Here is a 19,038-nt window from a genome sequence, read left to right as displayed (position 1 = left end):
GCCTCCTACTGTTCCAGCTCCCAGGCCTCCTGGATCAGGCGGCCCACCTGGCGCGGCGTGATCCGCCCCACGGCGAGATCGGCCGAGGTATCGTTCGCCACGCGGCCGACCGACGGGCCCAGCATCTGGTCGTAGAAGTTCTGCACATAGGCGGCGCGGGAGAGGTAGGCCGCGATCTCGCGCAGCGTGCGGTTCTGCAGCGCCTCGCCGGCGCCGCGGGAGGCGGGGATGAAGAAGCCGCGCTCCGCCGCCTCCCGCTGGATGGCGGGGCTGGTGTAGAAGCGCAGGAAGTCCACCGCCTCGGGCGGTGCGCCGCGCGTCACCAGGAAGCCGTTCACGCCGCCCACCACGTCGTTCGAGGCGGCGCGGCCGCCGGGCACTTCCGGGAAGGGCAGCCAGCCGAAATCGGCCTCCGCCAGCCCCTGCTGGTTGGCGCTCTGGCTGCGCTGGGTATTGACGAACCAGTTGCCCATGACCTGGAGCGCCACGCGCCCATCGCCGAACTGCCCGGCCGCCTGCGGCGCGGTATCCCCCAGGAAGCCGCGCTGGAAGGGGTTCAGGTCGATCAGCTGCTTGAACAGCCCGCTGGCGCGCAGGAAGTCGGGCCCCGCGAAACCCTGGCCCTGGCGTGCCAGCGCGGCCTCGAAGGCCTGGCGGCCGCCGACGCGCAGCGACAGGCTGGCCCAGATCATGTTCAGCGGCCATTTGTCCGATCCGCCGACGCTGAAGGGCTGGATGCCCGCGGCGCGCAGCTTGCGCACCGCCTCCAGCATCCCGTCCCATGTGCGCAGGCTCTCCGGCTCCACCCCCGCCTGGGCCAGCAGGCGGCGGTTGTAGAACAGCGCGACCATGGTCTGGTGCGAGGGCGCGCCATAGATTCGGCCACGATGGCTCAGCGCCTCCACCGCGCCCTGGTTCAGGCTTTCGGCCCAGGGGCCGCGCATGCGGTCGGTGATGTCCTGCAGCAGCCCGGCCTCGGCCTGGGCGAACATGACGCCGCCGCCCCAGGTATAGATCAGGTGCGGCCGGTCATTGGATTGCAGGGAGGTGGTGAGCTTCGCCTTGTAGGGCTCGCCGGACATCACCTCGATATTGAAGCGGACGTTCGGGTTGGCTTCCTGATAGCGTCGCGCGACGTCGCGCTGCCAGACCGTGGCATCCGGCGTGCTTTCCGAGATGAACCATCGGATGGTGGTCTGCGCCGTGGCGGGAAGCGCGGAGAGCAGGAGCGCCGAGCCAAGGACGGTCAAGCCCAGGACGGCTGGGCGCAGCCATGAAGGCATCCACCGCATCGTTTCCTCCGGTGCGCCCCTTGAGGGGCGCTTTTGTTTATTCAGGCTCCGGATAAACATGATCGGCACGCCGCGGCGGCGTCAACAACGATCTTCACGATGGGCGTCATCGCGCCAATTTTGTTTGGATACCTGATTAAAAGGCTTGACCCCCCCGCCAGCCGAAGCCGATCCTGAGCCCAGGGAGACAATGACGACCGCATGAAAACGGCCGACCCCGAGCTCATGCGGGCGATCAACCGCTACCACGTGATCGACACGATCCGCCGCGACGGCCCCATCGCGCGCGTCGAGATCGCAGCCCGCACCGAGCTGAGCCCCGCCTCCGTCTCCGCCATCACCGCGCAGCTGATCGAGGAAGGGCTGATCGACATCCATCATGTCCCACCCGGCGGCGACGCGGTGCGCGGGCGGCCGCGCGTGCTGCTGGGGCTCAATTCCAGCGCCTATCACGTGGTGGGCGTGAAGCTCACCGCCTATCGCATCGGCATCGCCGTGACGGATGCCCGCGGCGGCAGCCGGGCCAGCCTGGTGCTGCCGGTGCGCGTCGCGCGCCAGCCGCCGGAGGTGGTGGCGGACCTGGTGGAGGATGGCGTGCGCCGCTGCGTCGCCGATGCCGGGCTGGAGATGGCGCGGATCAGCGGCGTCGGCGTCGGCCTGCCCGGGGTGATCGACGGCATCGCCGGCATCTCGCATTGGAGCCCGGTGCTGGGCGGCGCCTCCGTGCCCTTCGCGGCCGCGGTCGCCGACCGGCTGGGCGTGCCGGTGCTGCTGGAGAATGACGCGAATCTGGTGGCGGTGGCGGAGCACTGGTTCGGCCTGGGCCGCGACCAGGCTGCCTTCGCCGTGGTGACGGTGGAGAATACCATCGGCCTGGGGCTGATCGTCGACGGCAAGCTCTATCGCGGCGCGCATGGCATCGGCCCGGCGCTGGGCCATACGCGGATGCAGCCGGGCGGGCTGCCCTGCCGCTGCGGCTTGCGCGGCTGCCTCGATGCCTATGCCTCCGACTGGGGCCTGCTGCGCCAGGCGGAGGAGGCGGGGCTGCTGCCCGCCGGCGACGACGCGCCGGAGCGGATCGCGGGCCTCGCCCAGCGGGCGCTGGAGGGGGAGGAAGCGCCGGCCGCGCTGTTCCGCCAGGCGGGGGCCGCCATCGGCGTGGCGGTGGCGAACCTGGTGAACCTGCTGAACCCGCCCCGCGTCATCCTGACCGGCGAGGGGCTGCGCGCCGGCGCCCTGCTGCGCGACCCGCTTTTCGCGGCCGTGGCCGAAAACGTGCTGCCGACGCTGCGCGAGGGCACGGAGATCCTGCTGCACAGCTGGGGCGACGAGATGTGGGCCCGCGGCGCGGCGACCATCGTGCTGCGCCGGATCTACGAGGCACCCTGGAATGCCAGCGCATGAGGGAGGGAGGAAGGCGATGAAGCCCGTCACCATCGGCCTGATCGGCTGCGGCAATATCAGCGCCGCCTATCTGCGCGCCGCCCCCGCCTTTCCCGAACTGCGCATCACCTGCTGCGCCGATATGAACCCGGCCCAGGCGGAAGCGCGCGCCACGGAATTCGGCCTGCGGGCCGTGAGCGTGGAGGCCCTGCTGCAGGATCCCGAGGTGGAGGTGGTGCTGAACCTCACCACGCCCCAGGCGCATGTGCCGGTGGGCCTCGCCGCGATCCGGCACGGCAAGCATGTGCATGCGGAAAAGCCGCTGGCCACCTCCACCGCCGAGGGGCGGACCCTTCTGGAGGCCGCGGCCGCGGGGGGGCTGCGCGTCGGCAGCGCGCCGGACACCTTCCTGGGCGGCGCGCATCAGACGGCGCGCCGGCTGATCGATGAGGGCGCCATCGGCAGGCCGCTCTCCGGCACCGCCTTCATGCTGAACCACGGGCATGAGCACTGGCATCCCGATCCGCGCTTCTACTACGCCGCGGGCGGTGGGCCGATGTTCGACATGGGACCCTATTACCTGACCAACCTGGTGAACCTGCTCGGCCCCGTGGCGCGGGTGACGGGCGCGACCAGCGCCGGATTCGCCGAACGCACCGTCGGCAGCGGGCCGCGCGCCGGGGAGGTGATCAGGGTGGAGACGCCGAGCCATGTCACCGGGCTGCTGCATTTCGTGGGCGGCGCCGTCATCTCGCTGACCACCAGCTTCGATGTCTGGCAGCACCGGCACGGCAATATGGAGATCTATGGCAGCGAGGGCACGCTGGTGGTGCCGGACCCGAATCGCTTCGGCGGCACGGTGTCGCTCGCCCGGCGGCGGGAGCCCTGGGTGGATGTGCCGCTCTCGCACGGTTTTGCCGATGGCAATTTCCGTATCCTCGGCCTGGCGGACATGGCGCGCGCCATCCGCGCGGGGCGGGCGCATCGCTGCAACGGGGCGCTGGCCTTCCATGTGCTGGAGGTGATGGAGGCCTTCGGGCGATCCAGCGACGAGGGGCGAAGCGTCACGATCGAAAGCCGCTGCGAGAGGCCGGCGCCGCTGCCGCCACGCCCGGCGCTCGGCGAGCTCGACTGAAACGGGAGGAGAAACGCATGACGAAGCAGGCCCTGATCGTCTGGGGCGGCTGGCCAGGTCACCAGCCCCGCGAATGCGCCGAGGTGGTGGGCGCCCTGCTGCGCGCAGAGGGGTTCGAGGTGGTGACGGAGAATACGACGGAGGCCTTCACCGACCCCGCGCTCGGCGAGTTCAGCCTGATCGTGCCGATCGTCACCATGTCGACCATCGAGAAGGAGGAGATCGAGGGTCTGTCGGGCGCCGTGCGGGACGGCGTCGGCCTGGCCGGCTTTCACGGCCAGATGGGCGACAGCTTCCGGAACGAGGTGAAGTACCAGTTCATGGTGGGCGGCCAATGGGTGGCCCATCCCGGCAATATCATCGACTACAGCGTGCAGGTGACGCGGCCGGAGGATCCGATCATGCAAGGGATCGGCGATTTCCCCTATCGGTCGGAGCAGTATTACATGCATGTCGACCCGAACAACGAGGTGCTGGCCACCACCACCTTCGGCGGCGCGCATTGCGACTGGATCGAGGGGCATGTGATGCCGGTGGTCTGGAAGCGCCGGCATGGGCGCGGGCGCGTCTTCTATTCCTCGCTCGGCCATGTGGCGACGGAATTCGCGGTGCCGCAGATGCGGGAGATTTTGCGTCGCGGCATGCTTTGGGCCGCGCGAGATTGAATCAACGCGAAAACCCGCCGGACCGTGTTGGGTCTGGCGGGTTTGTATTCGCATTGGGATGCGGGGACGCGCAAGCGTCTTGATTTGCTGCTCGTTGGATGATGAGGCGGCAACTGTGGAGCGGTGCATTCGAAGCGGCGGTTTCGACGTCAGTGAGGGTCAAGTCCGCCATTCATTTCCTGCCGCAGGCCTTAGCGCGAAAAATTTCGAAGCGGCAGTGCGCCGACGTGCGCCTACCACCTCCCTCCCGCAGACCCCTTGGGTATCTTGGCGGCCTCCGAAGCTGCCGTCGGAGCCGACAGCCCCCACTCACTTTCCAGGAGCGCAGCGCGTTCCCGCAGGACGTGCGCAGTGAGTTTCAAGCTACGGCACACACGCTCATCCGCAGTTGCTGCCGTCGGGAGAGGTCGCAGTTCCTTGACCTCACACCAGCCAACCATCCGATAGTTGTCACGCATGAGCTGCATTGACGTCCTCACCATTCGTCGCCTGAGGGCGATCGGGTCACTTCTGCGGGCTCGCGGCCACTATCGGCGCCCTCCCACCCCCAGATCCGACAGGAACTCTGACCCTGGCCCGATCGCCGATACCCACAGTGCATCCCGCGCCCGGGTGCAGGCGACATACAGCAGGTGGCGCTCGGTTTCGTAGACCTCGGCCAGGTCGGCCTCGTCGGTCACGGCCTCCACACGCTCCTGCAGCGGCAGCACCTCATCGTCGCAGGCCATCACGGCCACCGCCCTGAATTCCAGCCCCTTGGCCAAATGCATGGGCCCGATGGAGACGGCGCCGGCCACCGGTTCCAGCCTGTCATCGAACTCGCTGGCGGGCACGCCTGCCGCCTTCACGGCCGCCCGCGCCCGCAGGAGTTGGGCCGAGGACCGCACCAGCACGCCGATCTCCTGGGCCGTGGCCCCCTCCCCGATCCGTTGCCTGATCCAGGCGCCAACAGCATCGCTTTCCGCCGCGGCATTCTTGAACAGCGTCACGGTCGGCACCGGTCCGTCGAACAGGGAGACCGTGCCCTTCCGGCTGTCCTTTTCCCCATCCACATCCGAGACGACGCCAGGCAGCAGCCGGTCCGCATGGCTGCGGATCTGGTGGGACGTCCGATAGTTGATCCGCAGCGCATGGGATCGGCCGCGCACGTCGATCCCCAGCGCCTTCCAGGAGAAGGGCTGCTGGAAGATGCGCTGCCCGAGGTCCCCGGCGAAGAACAGCCCATCCGGCTTCCCGTCCGCCAGCGCCGCCAGGAAGCGCGCCTCGGGTATGCTGAGGTCCTGCGCCTCGTCGACCACCGCATGGTCGATCTCGAAGCCCTTCCCCGCCCTCGCCTGCTCGGTGAGCCGATGGAAGATGCCCGCCCAACTCGTCATGCCGCGGGCGGAGATTGCTGCCTGCACCTCGGCGAAGACTGCCCACAGCGCCTGGCGCTGTTTCTCGCCCAGCCTGGTCTTCCGGCCGAGCCGCGCGGCGTCCCGATAGGCGTCCCAGCTTGTGATCTGCTGGGCGTCGATCACCTCGGTCCACTCGTTCATCAGGAAGGCCAGCGGCATCTTGTTGCCGGCGGCAGCCTTGCGGATCGCCTGATGCAGCAGCGCATCGGGCACCAGCTGGGGCTGCCCAAAGGCCTTGGTGTAGAGGTCATAGGCGAAGCCAGTCAGCGCCTGGATGTGGATGCGCGAGGCCAGCGCCGCCTCCCCATCCACCAGAATGGCCAGCCGCTGCCCCAGGGCGCGCGCCAGCGGCTTGGAGAAGGTCGTCAGCAGCACTCGCGCCTTCATATCCCGCCGAGCCAAATGAACCGCCCTGTGCAGCGCCACGATGGTCTTGCCCGTCCCGGCCGAGCCGGTGACGCGCGCTGGCCCCTGGTAGCGGCGCCGGACCAGGTCGCGCTGGGCCGGGTGCAGGAAGACCGCCCAGCGGTCCCAGGGGAAGTCCAGCGCCCGGCGCAGTTCCTCCACGTCGCTCAGCACGCGGAAGCGGCGCTGCGCGTCGGGATGGGCGAAGGGGTCCTGGCCGGGGGGAGGCGCGGGCAGCGGGGCGGGTGCCGGGGCCCGCTCCCCCACGGCCAAGCGCAGTAGGGCTTCCTGCGCCTCCTGCGGCAGGTGTTCCAGCACGCCGAGAAGGTTGTCATCGGTGACGGCGCGCACATCCTCCACCCATTCCTCTGGCACGCCCATCGCCATCAATTCGAGCTTGCGGAGGGCGCCGAAGGGACTGGTGCCGGGCGCGGAAGCCGCTGCCGCGGGCTGTACCGGCGGCAATTCCTCGACCCTCTCGCGGATCTCCACGAGCTGCATGGCGCCCGTGGTCGGGTGACGTTCGATTTTGCGGCGCTCGGCCCAGCGATAGGCCTTGTCGTGGTGGTCCACATAGGCCAGCAGCAGGCTTTCGCCGGTGCGATGAACGATTACGCGGATGTCGGCATTGACCCGCACGGACCAGAAGTTCGGGTCCTTCGCCCGGTCGAGCCGGTGGAAGGACAGACTGGGCGACGAGGCATCGATCTGCAGGTCGAAGGCGGTGGTCTTCACGGCCTTCTGCTCAGCCGCGGTAAGCTTTGCGAGGCTGCCCGTGAAGCTGTCGGCGATGCGGAATTCGATCATCGCGGCTGCCGCCCGGCCCGACCCACGAAGACCTCCTGCCCGGCCAGGTCATCCCAATACACATCCATGCCGTTTTCCTGCCGCAGAAAGTGGAGCCCGGGGGTATGGGTCACCGTTGGCGCGAAGCCGAAAGTCTCGGACGGCGAGCCTTCAAAGCGCCATCCCGGCGGCGTCGCCAAACCCGCGGCATGGGACCCGATGAGGCGAGCGATGGTCACCCGCTGCCGGCCATCCGCGCCGAGGCCAACGCGCCGGGCTTCCAGCCAGTCGCAGCGCATCAGCGGCCCGGATTGCTGGTCCACCACAACAAGATCCTGCGCGGCGCCATCGCGTTGCCAGACCAGACCCGCGGCCTGCAGGGAGCGCACGTAGGCTTCGACATCGGCGGGCACCATGAAGCCGACCCGAACCATTTCCCCATCGCTGCAGGCGGTCTGGTTCGGGATTGCCGCTTCGAAGGCGTCAAGGCCGCCGGGATAGCGCACCTCGATCGCGTCAGCCCGCACCACCACGGAGATGCCTTCGACAAGCACTGCCATGACGACGCCGCCTCCCTCTCCACTCATCCCTTGAAGACATTCTCGCGGTGCCAGCGCAGGAACATCGGATGCGGCGTCTGCTCCGCGCGCGCTGGGACCAGCAGCACCCGTTCGGGGGTGAGCAGCCGCTGCGCCGCATCCGGCACCGCCCCCTTCGCCAAGAGCAACCGATGGTCGTCATCGACTGAGACCAGTCCACGGTCGAACATCCAGTGGAACGTCGAGCACAGCGCCAACCCGTTCCTCAGCGAGTCAGGCCCGTTCGCCGCGACCGGGCGAATATGCGCGGCCTGGACCTCGCTGCGCCCGCCGCCATTGATGATCTTCAGCCCGGTGAAGGCGCAAGTATCGCCGTACGCCGCCTTTACCGAGGTCGCGAAGGCCGCGTCCCGGAACGGCCGGGCGATGACACGCTCGACCACCGGCCGATCGATTTCCGCCGGTTCGTCGTCCTCGAACTCCGCCTGGTCCGCGGCGAAACCTCGGGCCTGCCAGGCGGGCCGCGGTGGAGGCGGCGGCATACCGTGGGGCAGCAGGGTCGCGAAGGCAGCCTGCAGGATGGCCTCGTATTCCCGGTCCGGCACCGTCCGCACGGCTCGGCCGAAGGCGCCCTTGCTGGTGCCGCCATCAGGCCGCTGCAACGCCGCCTCGTAGTAGTGCCCGCCCTCCTGGAACGGCACGGGGCGCGGGAAATCGAGGTAGGAATCGACCAGGGCATAGAAGTGGTCGGCCATGGTCGGGTCGGGGATGACGGCCGAGATGCGCGCCGTCGCGAAATAGGCCTGCCGGCCGCCGCGGCTGGACAGGTGGCCGGAGCTTCGCCGCGGCTCATAGTACAGCACCCAATCGCCCCGCGCCGCCTCCACCTGGTTCAGGTAGCTGCGCGGGAAGTGGTAGCGATGCTCCGGCAGGTCGTCATAGGTCGGATCGACCTTCGTGGTGAGGACCGCCTTCGCCATCGGCTACACCAGCGCCGCGATCAGACGGCGGGCCGGCATCTACGACCAGCTACCCGACAGCGGGTGCTTCGTGCCCAACATGTACACGCCGCTGTGGACGTCGATCAGGCTCCAATCCGAATGGCCGCCCTGCAACTCGGAAAGCAACCCATTGTTCGCAGAAAGAACTCCAGGCTCGAACCCAGCTTCATCCAGCGATCCGCCATCAGGCGCCTGCGAGAGGATACGTGCTTCATGCAGCAACTTCAGTCCATGGAAGATGGGCCCGCCGGGCGGCAGGATAGGCGGCGGCTCCTTGCATGTGGCCGCAAGCGCTGGCTGCGCGAAGAGCGCGATCATGAACATCGCCGTCGCGTTCCAGCTACCGATATACCGCGGCCGGTCGGGGTCGGTCAGGATAAGTCTCAACCACCGCTCCTGCGCACGACCAAGCTGAACAAGCGACGTCGGGAGGTTCGGCGGAAGCTTGACGCGCGAGAACAGGTTTTGGGCACCGATCAAAGACTGCTGGATAGGCTCGGGGCCTCGTTCGAGAGCGAAGTGCCGCGCAAAGGATAGGTCGGCTGATTTCCAGTCTGTCAACGCCCCTACGACCTCGCCCGTAAAATCGACGTCGAGGCGGGCCAGATGCCCCCAGCAGAGCCCCACGGAAAAGCAGACATGCCAGGGGTTCGCAGTTGGATATGCTGCAAGATGTTCGGCGATCTCCCGGTACGCCATGCCGTTCAGCCTCTGGCCGGCAGTCCGGAGGACATCACGAACCTTTCCCCGCGCTGGCCCTCCACCGACACCGCCACCGAGTTCACAAAGTCGGTTGAACTCGCGATGGCAATCGTTGAGCGGCTTCGCGATCAGCGCCCTCACGCCCCACCCCCCACCGCAAACACTTTCATCACCTCATCCCCCAGGTGATTGATCACCTTCACCGCGATCCGCCCATTCGCCGGCTTCGGGAAGGGATACGAGGTATCGCTGTTCAGGCTCGCCCAGGCGTCCGGGTCGATCTCGGCTTTCAGCGTCGTCTTCAGCGCCTTGTAGGGGTCATTGGCGCCCAGGAAGTAGGCGTGGCGGACGAAGAAGCTTTCCTCGTCGTAGTCGGTGTCGATCATCCAGAGGGCGATGCCCTCCTTCCCCTCCGACACCACCTCCCCCGTCTGGGGCTTGAAGACGTCCACGCCCTTGATGCGAACGCGAAGCTGGCCGTCCGGCAGCTTGTCGATGGCGATGTCGGGTTCGCCGAAGATGACGAAGAGGTTTCCCTTCCCCGTCGCCTTCAGATCTTGCGCCATGTGCAGGTCCGGGTTCATCCGGGCGCGCAGTACCCGCACGCGGCCCAGCCGGTCGAATTCGGCTGAGTGGGCGTCATAGGCGAAGGCGCAGGCGATCAGGATGTCGAAGTTGGCGTCGGAGGCTTCCCGTGCCGCGGCCACCAGGTCGGGCCGCGTCAGCGTGCCGAATTCGGGGCCGATCAGGATGCCGGCGCGGCGTTCCTGGTCGCCTTCCATGAAGCGCCCCTCGGCGCCGATGAAGCGGCCGGGCCAGCCGGTGAGGCTGGTGAAGGTGATGCGGTCTTCCTTGTGGGCCTGCTGCACGCCGGCGTTGCGGAGGTTTTCCAGGATCATCGAGGCAAAATCCGCCTTGAGCCCCGCCTGCCCTTCCTGCAGCCCGCGGCTCTTCCGACGGCCGTCGATGAGCTCATCATCCCAGTCCACCGCGAGGGCGCGGTGGGGGGAAAGGGTTTCCACCGTGAAGGGCCCGGCAACGCGGGTGCGGCCCCGGTCCTCATAGGGCTTGTCGTAGAGGTATTCCACCTCCGCCCGCGCGGCGATCGAGGCGTCGATCTCCTTCTGCCGCCTGATCCGCGCCTCCCACCAGGCGGAATGCGCCTTGCGGGCGGCGTCGGGCCAATCGGGCGCGGCGTCCCGGGGGATTTCCCATTCCTCCCAGGTCTTCGCCAGGGCGCCGTTGAGGGCGGTGCGGAGGGGTTCCAGCACGGTCTGCGCCTGGTCCCAGATCACGTCGATTTCGGCGTTGGTGGCGATGGATTTCAGCGTGATGTGGGGGACGCGTTGATAGACGAAGCCCTGGCGCAGGCGGCCGGCGGTGGGCGCGGTTTTCGGCGCGCTGCGCGTGACCTCGGCTTCCTTGCGCTGGCCCTCGGGGCTGTCGGCGAGCAGGTAGTAGGGGTAGCGCGCGCCCATCAGACGGGACCGGGCAAGGGCCAGGGAAACTCGTGAAGTGTCGATGGTGATCCAGCGGCGGCCCCATTGCTCGGCGACGAAGGCGGTGGTGCCGGAGCCGCAGGTGGGATCAAGGACAAGGTCGCCGGGATCGGATGCCATCAGGATGCAGCGTTGGATGACTTTCGGTGCTGTCTGAACAACATAAATTTTTCCTGTCGCGCCACCAACATCAGACCAAAAATTCCCGAGAGCACGAACCGGGTAGTCATCCCAGAAAAATTTCAACCTAACCTGCTTTTCCTGCCTCACTATCCGGCCCGCACGTCCCGCGCGCGCCAAGCCATCAACAACAACCCCCCAATGCCGATTTTGTCCAGGATGAAAAACTTGCCCTTCAAAATCGAAATTTACAGTTGTTGAATCCCTAAAACCATCGGACGTTAACGGGTAGGCGCCGTAATCCATCCTCTCAGACTTAGCCTGAGCGCGAACCTGCTCGTCCGGCACGCCATCTCGATCTAGAAAAAGCGGGCGAAATTTTGCAGCACTCCGATTTCGAGCAAACCACAAGATCGAATCAGAATTTCCCTGCAAAAAATCACCAGTGACAGTTCCAGTCTTTTGGGCCGATATTGTCGTGATAAAATTTGCATTGCCAAAAATTTCATCCAAAACCGCACGAACAAGATGAGAATTTTCTTCGCCGATCTGCACAAAAATACTACCGCTTTCATGGAGCAGATCGCGCGCCACTATTAATCTATCACGGAGATAGGTTAGGTAGGAATGGATGCCGTCCCGCCAGGTATCCCGAAAGGCCCGAACCTGCTCCGGCTCGCGCGTGACATGATGCAAACTCCCGTCCTGAACCTTGATGTCAGTCGTGCTCCACTGGAAATTGCTGTTGAACTTGATCCCATAGGGCGGGTCGAAATAGATGCATTGCACCTGCCCGCGCAGCCCCTCCCGCTCTGCCAGGCTGGCCATCACGCTCAGGCTGTCGCCCAGGATCATCCGGTTCGACCAGTGCTGGTCATGCTGGTAGAACTCGGTCGCCGCCTGCTTGTCCGCCAGCCCGTTGAAATCCGCGAAGAGGTCCGGCATGGCCGAGGGGACCGGCTTCGCCGCCCCGCGCCGCCTGATCTCCTGGATCAGCGCATGGGGGTGCACCTTCTCCTGGATGTAGAGCGGCGGCGCCTGCACGATCAGGTCCGACCAATCCTGCTCATCCTTGCCGCGCCAGACGAGTTGCGGATCCAGATCCCGGTTCCGCCGCCCATAGGCCACCTGCACCGGCGACCTCTCCTCCGCCCGCATCACCGTCTCCAGCTCCGCGGTCGGGATGTTCTTCCGGGTCGCGTCGGGGTGGCGGTGCGCGGTGATCTCGATCGGGGGCTTGGCCATCAGGAAAGCGCCTTGGGGTCAGGGCTGGTCAGGGGGTGGTCGCCGAAGGTGGCCTGCATGCATGTCGCGAGGCTCAGCAATGCCTCCCCGACCGGCGGCGGCAATACGGTCGGGTAGCAGCGGAGTACGCGCAGGAACGTCTCGGCCTCCCCCGCCCAGCCACCACGGGCCATCAGCAGGTTGTCGATGATGCGGCCGGCCGGCAGGCCAGAGAGCAGCGGGTCCTGGTCGATCACCTCCTGCATCCCGGCAATCAGGTCCTCGAAGCGTTGGGCTTCCAGGGCCGCATAGAAGCGCGTCATCCTGGTCGCGGCGTCGCCCTTGGTGGGGTCGATGCCCATCCCGACGCAGGCGAAGCGGTCGAAGACGGTCCAGCCCGCCGGCTTCAGGAACCACATGAATTTCGTCGTCGCAGAAACCAGATTGGAGCCCGAGACCTGCCGGTCGCGTGCCTCCTGGACGATGTCGATGCAGACTCCTGATCGTGCGACGAGACCGGTTAACGGCCATGCTGCGCGCGCGTCATTGAGGATGCGGCAGAACATCCGGGCGGACGGATCATCATCGACGCCGGGATAGTCTTCCTTCTCCACCGCCGACTTTTCGGCACCCGGGATCCACCGGCTGACCCGGTACTCCTCTCCGATCCGGCGGAGCATGGGCACGTCCAGGCCCTTTGCCTCCCGCACGACGGCGACATGCGCGCCATCGGTCGCGAGCCAGGCGCGGTAGTAGCTGATGACGGCCCAGTAGAGGGGCTTTGCAAGCCAATCGGCGCCGGGTTTCGTCCGATCAGCCAAGCGCAGGCTCCCTTTGCATGAGGCCGTCCAACAGCTTCGCGAAGCCGGCCTCGATCTCGTACACCGCCGTGAACTCGGCAAACCCCCAGCGGCCAAAACTGCGGAGGTTGTTGACGCCCGGGACCCAGAAGGCGCGCATGGTGTTCGCCTTCTCCTTCGCGTCTTCCCCGCGATAGCCCTTGATCTCGATGACCAGATTCAGCGGATCCTCGCGGCCATCATCGATGCGGACGATGAAGTCAGGGCGGTAGCGCCGAGGCTGGGAGCCGAGCAGGTAGGGGACCTCGAAGCCAAGCGCCTGGTTCTTCACATAGGACAGCACGCGGGGATGTTCCTCCACCACCCGGGCCAGTTCCGCCTCCCAGTCGCTGTCCAGCACCACGTGGCTCACGTGGCAGCGGTCATGCCGGGTCTTCCACACGTCCTTGGAGGTGGTGAAGTTGACGAAGCGGGTGGAGCCGCCGGGGTTGTAGGGATCGAGGATCGCCTTCGGCGCCTGCTCCCCCACCAGGCCGAGCGTGATCGCATCCTTGATGCGGTTCGCTGCCATCTCCGCCAGTTCCAGGTAGAGAAGCTGACCCGGCTTGCTGCCGCCCGAGCACTTCAGGTAGCCGCCATCCAGCCACTGGCGCGCGATGCGCTTCATCTGGCCAAACAGATGCAGCTTCGGCGCCTCATTCGGCTCTCGGTAGGTCCGGTAGAGGAGGTGGCGGGTCAGATGGAACAGCACCGTGGATTCCCGCACCTCATCCAGATGGTCGAGGTCGAAATCCGCAGCCTCCCCGATGATGCCCTGGTTCCGGCTCCGGGTGGGGCCGACCAGCTCCGGCGTCAGCTCCAGCACATGGTCGGGCGTGAAGGTCGCCTCCAGCCGCTCCTCCGGCAGCTCGACGCGATAGCCCTCCACACGAGGAAATATGATCTCCAAGGTGTCCCGGTCCGGCCGCACGGCCTGCACCCGCACCGTCTGCTTGGGCGGCGTGGGCTTGGACGGCACGGGCTTGGCCGTGAAGTCGAAGGGAATGCCGAGCACATCGGCGTACTCCACATTGAACAGCCCATCGTCGTTCAGACCATAGGATTGCCGCCGCAGCGCGCGGCCGACCACCTGTTCGCACAGAAGCTGCGTGCCGAAGGCACGCACGCCGAGGATATGCGTGACGGTATTCGCATCCCACCCTTCGGTCAGCATCGAGACGGAAACGACGCAGCGAACCTGCTCCCCCAGTCGGCCGGCCTTGCCAACGGTGTTCATCACCTCCCGCAGCAGGGTCGCGTCATCGATGGTCTCGCCGGCACGAATATCGCCGCTGCGGTCCACCATGTCCTGCCGGAAGCGCTCGATCTCATCGGCGGCGAGGGCGCGGAAATCCTTGTCGAGCGCCTCCCCGGATTCAAGCTGGGCGCTGTCGACCAGGATGGTGTTGGGGCGCGGCAGGCGGTTGCCGAATTCATCGTGATTTCGGAACAGTTCCAGCGCGCCGGGGATGAAGCTGGTGTCGCCGTTGGAGTCCGTCTGGTCGTAACCCGCGATGAAGCGGTACAGCATCTCGGAGACGGCGGTGTTGCTGCACACCAGGATGAATACCGGCGGCACCGTAATGCCCTTCTCGGCCCACAACTCGTAGGTTTCGCGGTAATGGCCGTAGAGCGCCTGGAGGGCGGCGATGAGGTAGACCGGCAGTTTCTGCGGGTCCGGCGCCTGGCCGGCGACGCGCCCCTTCTTCGGCATGAGCTTGCCGATATGCTCCCAGAGGTTCCGGAAGACCGGCATCGTCTCGTCATTGACGTTGGAGGAGACCGGCACGCGCGGCAGCTTCACGATGCCGCATTCGATCGCGTCCATCAGGGAGAAGTCGCTCATCGTCCAGGGGAAGAGCGTGCCTTCGGCGTAGCCTGAGCCGCGCAGGAAGAAGGGCGTGGCCGAGAGGTCGTAGACATTGGCGATGCCGAGCTTGCGCTTCACCGCCTCGATCCCGCTGATCCAAAGTCGCGCGGCTTCCTTGTTCTGCTTCGCCTCCTCCTTCTCCTCGGGCTTGAGGTCCTGTTCCTCGGGGTCGGCAACGCGTTCGCGGTAGCAGTGATGGGCTTCGTCGTTGAGGACGACGATGTTCTTCATGGCCATCAGCTCCGGCATCACCCGGGCCAGCATCTGGCCTTCGGTCTCGATGGTCTGGAGCTTCTCCTCCCGCCAGCCTTCCAGGGCGTTGCGGGTACCCTTGGCGATGTCCAGACGCTCCCGCGGCTTGAATGCGTGGTAGTTGGTGATGACAATCTTCGCCTTGTCGATCGCGGGCAGCATGTCCGCCGGCACGATCTCACGCCCCTTGTAGTAGCTGTCGGGATCGTTCGGCATGAGGACGCGGAGGCGGTCGCGGATGGTGATGCCGGGGGCAACGATCAGGAAGCCGCGGGAGAAGCGCTTGCTGTCGGGGTGGCGGACGGCGTTGACCACCTGCCAGGCGATCAGCATCGCCATCACCGTGGTCTTGCCGGCGCCGGTGGCAAGCTTCAGCGCGATGCGCATCAGCTCCGGGTTAGCCTGCGCGTTGGCTGCCTTCAGGTGCTGGGTGAACTTGGCGGTGCGGGCGGGGAAGTGGGGGGCGACCTCGGCGAGCCAGATCGCGGTCTCCACCGCCTCGATCTGGCAGAAGAAGGGGCGGACATCTTGGAAATCATGTTGCCGCCAGTGCTGCAGTAGCCGCGCCGTCTCGGGCGTGACCTTCCACTGACTGGGGTTGGGCAGGTTGCGCCAAGCTTCAACGTAGCCGCGAATTTCGTTGATGATGGGGGTCGGATTGTATTCCTGCTCTGCCGAGGAGAGGCCAGCCTTATCCTCAAAGGTGAACTGGTCCTGCTTCTTGCCCTTCGCAGCCTTCTTGAGCTTGGGCTTGGGCACCGGGGTGATGAGGTCAGAGCGGCGGCGCGTGTCCAGGATTCGCGTCGTCGGCTGGCCTTCTGCATCCAGCTCCCAGTGCCGTGCGGGCGGTGCATAGGGGGAATTGAGGATCGGACGCTCGAAGAATGACGCTTCCATCCGCTGTCGACTCGCTCCCCAGGACCGGGTGGGACCATAGCGGTATTACGGATGCGTTCCAGGGTCGCGGCTCTCGGAAGGGATGTGCCAGCGTAGATGGTTAGCTGCAGCGCGCTGACGCGCAGACTAAATTAGAAATTATTTCTATTTTAAATTGAAATTGCCGTATAATTTACTCGCAAAATGGTCGATTCTAAGAAATTAATTCTTATATCGAAATGGCTAGGGGTGCCGACCGGTGCCAGTCGCTACGGAAGCCTCTGCGGACGCACCGCATCCCCCAATCATTATTCGGAGTTACCATCATGACCGAAGGCATCTTAGCCAGCGGCGCGACCGCGCGCGTCGATCCAGACGAATTCGCCAATGCCACCGACCACCTCTGTGCGGCTTGGGTATGGCTCACGCAGCTTTCACACCTTCAGGCCCAAGAGGTGCTTCGCTTCAGCATGGATCCCGGCTGCTTCGCCGCAGTCGAGGTCCTGGACGCTTGGCGCGCAGTGGACGCCAAGCTGACCGAGGCGATGACCCACCTTGACTTCGGCACCGAGCTCCTCCGCGGCCAGCGCGATGGCGTCGTCGTTGCGTTAGAAGCCGCCGCCAAAGACAGGGAAGACCACAGCTGACACGAGGCCCCATCCGTCGCCGGATGGGGCCTTTTGTGCGTGGAGTTAGCGCCACCGCACCGGGGACGGTTCAGGAATACTACGCATCACCGAACCGCCTTGCTCTCGGCCATTGGCCCAGGCCAGGCGCATGCAAATCTCCAAGAACCCGTGGGCGACAACTCGTCCGAACGCCAAAACTCTCATTTCCCAACAAGTCCCCTCGGGACCAGGAAGTCCGGCCGGTCCTTATGGTATCCAAGCGCGCCGCTATGCGGCCGTCGGCATCCCGCCGATCCCCTGTGGCGGGAAGGACGGCAAGAGACCGCTGATCAAGTTCGCCGGCAGCCATGCGCCCACGGTGCAGAGCGTGACCGCCGCACTTGACCGGCCTAGCCTGCAGATGGCCAACGTTGGCATCCTCACAGGCGCGGGTTCCTGCCCGATTACTGTTGTCGACATCGACGACCCCGCACTGGTCACGCGGGTGCTGCAGGCCCTCGGCGACACGACGATCAAGGTCCGCACGCCGAGCGGCGGAACTCATCTCTACTATCGCAATCAGGGCGAGCGCTCGACCAATCTTCGGCCCCAGCTACCAATTGACATCAAGGGCGCAGGGGGCTTCGTCGTCGCGCCGCCGAGCGTACGCGAGCCCTTCGAGGATCATCCCGGCGGGGAATACCGCTTCGAAGAGGGCGGACTGGCGGAACTCCTCAAACTCCCGCCGCCGCTGCCCACTGACTGGCGCCAGCGCCTCGAGCGCCTTGCCGGTCCGGGGCAGGCAGCGGCTAAGGCGGCTCCAGGGGCCATCAGGGGCAACGCGACCCGCAAAATCCCCATCGGCGTTCGGAACAACACCCTTTTCAGGGCGGGACTCCAATTCGCGGCGTCCGCAGAAAATGTCCAGGAGCTCGCGGCAATATTGGAAGACATCAACCTCCTTCATTTTGAGAAGCCGCTGCCTGCCGCCGAGGTAACCCGGGCAGCTATGAGCGCCTTTGGCTATCAGGAGCGCGGGTCGAACTGGGCGCAGGGGAATGGTGTGTTTCAGATCAGCGCCGAGGAGCTGAACCTCATCGAGTCCAGCGACGCGCTCCGGCTACTTGCTCACCTGCGCATCGCCCATGGCAGCCGGCCCGAGCCCTTCGCCGTTGCCGTCCGGTCGATGGTGAAGCACGGGAGCATCCCGAGCATGGGAGAGACGGCGCTGCGCAGCGCGCGCGAGTATCTCGTGCAGCGGGGCTTCCTCCGCCGCGTGCATGCTGGCGGCAAGGCACCTGGCGACCCCGCGAAGTTCGTCCTGGTCCGCCCGCCGTTGGCGTAGTGTGGGCGTATCACACACAATATAAAGACACTCCTTCCGGCCCGAATCGGAGACAGGCGCGAACAGAGCGAGCGACCCGGAGCGGGCGCTGGTTGCCGTGAGGTCGAGGAATCTACTGAGATGAAAGCGGACAACCCTGCTGCCCCACCAACCGCAAGCGCCCCGCCTAGTGTGACAATTTACGTCGGGGGCGATGAGCCCGACCTGCTAATCACCAGCAAGCTGCTGGCCAGCATTGCCCGGCCGCCCGCCTCCGCGACGGCGCCGGCTTGGCTTGAGCTGGTAGCGGCCTTCTCGCGCAAGATCCTGAGCCTTCGGATCCAGCTCGACCCGGAGGAGGCGCTGCGGCCGCAGCTGCTCGTGCCGGCGCACTTCGAGATGTCGAAGGAGCGCGCCGACGAGCTGGTCGCCAAGGCCGTCCACGATGTCGAAGTCGCGATGGGCGCGGCTCACGCGCAGATGCCGGCGCTCGTGCGGGGTGTCGCGCTGAGCGCGGGCGAGAAGCTCGCGATGCTACCCAGGCCCTGGGGCGAGGCACGGACGCTGACGGCGGAGAGCGAGCGGGTGATGCACCACGAGGCTGAGTTCGCCGCATACATGCAGACGCGCGGCGAGTTGCCACCAGCACGTTTCCCCTCCATCGACAGCGCTGAGGCCCCGGTGAACTTTCGGAACCGCGTGGTGAAGCCGTTCCGTGGGGTGCTGCATCTGGCAGCTGGCCTCGCCCAGACCCTAGATGCCGTCGAGCGCCAGGTCGCGGCCGGCGAGGCACAAGCAGGCCGCGCAATCTCACTCGCCGGGTTTGGAGCTTATTCAGCCAAGCCCCGTTTGCTGTTGCAGCAGGTCCTGCTGGTGCCCGAGGTGTCGATCGCGGCGATCAACCTCGGGCGGCGTCTCGAGGCGGGTCTGCCGCATCTCACGGCGCAGCGGCCGAAGCCGGAGGAGGTGGTCAGGCTGCGCTGGCTCGCGCCGGAAGGATCGGAACCGCAGGCCGGCTGAGCAGCCGGTGACTGCAACAGAGGCGGAGTCCGGTGCTCCTCGGCCGGCCCACCGTCCTCGTGGATGCCGTAGCAACGCCGGGCGCCGATGACACCTGCGAA

14 protein-coding genes are annotated in these 19,038 nt (G+C 66.3%); 6 read left to right on the top strand and 8 right to left on the bottom strand.

Translation table 11 applies throughout. The features are described 5' to 3' along the window. Positions 1-5: 5 nt before the first annotated feature. Positions 6-1,250 (bottom strand): ABC transporter substrate-binding protein, encoded by a 1,245-nt coding sequence (locus ACTIF1_RS19995; protein ID WP_439598221.1) that lies wholly within the window; start codon positions 1,248-1,250, stop codon positions 6-8. Positions 1,251-1,493: 243 nt separating this feature from the next. Between ACTIF1_RS19995 and ACTIF1_RS19990 the strand changes: the two genes are divergently transcribed. The 3 genes from ACTIF1_RS19990 to ACTIF1_RS19980 are packed head-to-tail and all read left to right on the top strand — an operon-like array spanning position 1,494 to position 4,475. Next, a complete protein-coding gene (locus tag ACTIF1_RS19990) occupies positions 1,494-2,696 on the top strand; it encodes an ROK family transcriptional regulator (protein ID WP_439598220.1) in 1,203 nt (400 codons plus the stop codon). A gap of 16 nt (positions 2,697-2,712) precedes the next feature. After that, positions 2,713-3,810, top strand: a complete 1,098-nt coding sequence (locus ACTIF1_RS19985) for a Gfo/Idh/MocA family protein (protein WP_439598219.1) — start codon at positions 2,713-2,715, stop codon at positions 3,808-3,810. 17 nt (positions 3,811-3,827) lie between these two features. Further along, positions 3,828-4,475 (top strand): ThuA domain-containing protein, encoded by a 648-nt coding sequence (locus ACTIF1_RS19980; protein WP_439598218.1) that lies wholly within the window; start codon positions 3,828-3,830, stop codon positions 4,473-4,475. Positions 4,476-5,002: 527 nt separating this feature from the next. Here the strand turns inward: ACTIF1_RS19980 and ACTIF1_RS19975 are convergent. The 7 genes from ACTIF1_RS19975 to ACTIF1_RS19945 are packed head-to-tail and all read right to left on the bottom strand — an operon-like array spanning position 5,003 to position 16,006. Then, positions 5,003-7,084, bottom strand: coding sequence for a 3'-5' exonuclease (locus ACTIF1_RS19975; RefSeq protein ID WP_439598217.1), 2,082 nt, complete (start codon positions 7,082-7,084; stop codon positions 5,003-5,005). Beyond that, positions 7,081-7,623 (bottom strand): hypothetical protein, encoded by a 543-nt coding sequence (locus ACTIF1_RS19970; RefSeq protein WP_439598216.1) that lies wholly within the window; start codon positions 7,621-7,623, stop codon positions 7,081-7,083. Before ACTIF1_RS19970 ends, ACTIF1_RS19975 begins: the two co-directional genes overlap by 4 nt. 23 nt (positions 7,624-7,646) lie before the next feature. Next, positions 7,647-8,582: an HNH endonuclease gene (locus ACTIF1_RS19965; RefSeq protein ID WP_439598215.1), complete on the bottom strand. Its 936-nt coding sequence runs from the start codon at positions 8,580-8,582 to the stop codon at positions 7,647-7,649. A gap of 39 nt (positions 8,583-8,621) precedes the next feature. Next, positions 8,622-9,446: a hypothetical protein gene (locus tag ACTIF1_RS19960; RefSeq protein WP_439598214.1), complete on the bottom strand. Its 825-nt coding sequence runs from the start codon at positions 9,444-9,446 to the stop codon at positions 8,622-8,624. Then, a complete protein-coding gene (locus tag ACTIF1_RS19955) occupies positions 9,443-12,169 on the bottom strand; it encodes a site-specific DNA-methyltransferase (RefSeq protein WP_439598213.1) in 2,727 nt (908 codons plus the stop codon). Before ACTIF1_RS19955 ends, ACTIF1_RS19960 begins: the two co-directional genes overlap by 4 nt. After that, positions 12,169-12,969: a hypothetical protein gene (locus ACTIF1_RS19950; protein ID WP_439598212.1), complete on the bottom strand. Its 801-nt coding sequence runs from the start codon at positions 12,967-12,969 to the stop codon at positions 12,169-12,171. Before ACTIF1_RS19950 ends, ACTIF1_RS19955 begins: the two co-directional genes overlap by 1 nt. Continuing rightward, positions 12,962-16,006, bottom strand: a complete 3,045-nt coding sequence (locus ACTIF1_RS19945) for a BPTD_3080 family restriction endonuclease (protein ID WP_439598211.1) — start codon at positions 16,004-16,006, stop codon at positions 12,962-12,964. Before ACTIF1_RS19945 ends, ACTIF1_RS19950 begins: the two co-directional genes overlap by 8 nt. A 305-nt stretch (positions 16,007-16,311) precedes the next feature. Here ACTIF1_RS19945 and ACTIF1_RS19940 point away from each other — a divergent pair, with 305 nt between their 5' ends. From ACTIF1_RS19940 to ACTIF1_RS19930, 3 genes are all read left to right on the top strand, one after another. After that, the gene (locus tag ACTIF1_RS19940) at positions 16,312-16,632 is read left to right on the top strand and encodes a hypothetical protein (protein WP_439598210.1); all 321 of its coding nucleotides are present in this window, start codon (positions 16,312-16,314) and stop codon (positions 16,630-16,632) included. Positions 16,633-16,762: 130 nt separating this feature from the next. Continuing rightward, complete coding sequence (locus ACTIF1_RS19935) at positions 16,763-17,938, top strand: bifunctional DNA primase/polymerase (protein WP_439598209.1); 1,176 nt, start codon at positions 16,763-16,765, stop codon at positions 17,936-17,938. A 120-nt stretch (positions 17,939-18,058) separates the two neighbouring features. Next, the gene (locus ACTIF1_RS19930; RefSeq protein ID WP_439598208.1) at positions 18,059-18,937 is read left to right on the top strand and encodes a hypothetical protein; all 879 of its coding nucleotides are present in this window, start codon (positions 18,059-18,061) and stop codon (positions 18,935-18,937) included. Positions 18,938-19,038: the final 101 nt, after the last annotated feature.

Source organism: Falsiroseomonas sp., from assembly GCF_051860665.1.
Taxonomy (GTDB): Bacteria; Pseudomonadota; Alphaproteobacteria; order Acetobacterales; family Acetobacteraceae; genus Falsiroseomonas.
This window is presented reverse-complemented; position numbering and strand designations above follow the sequence as displayed.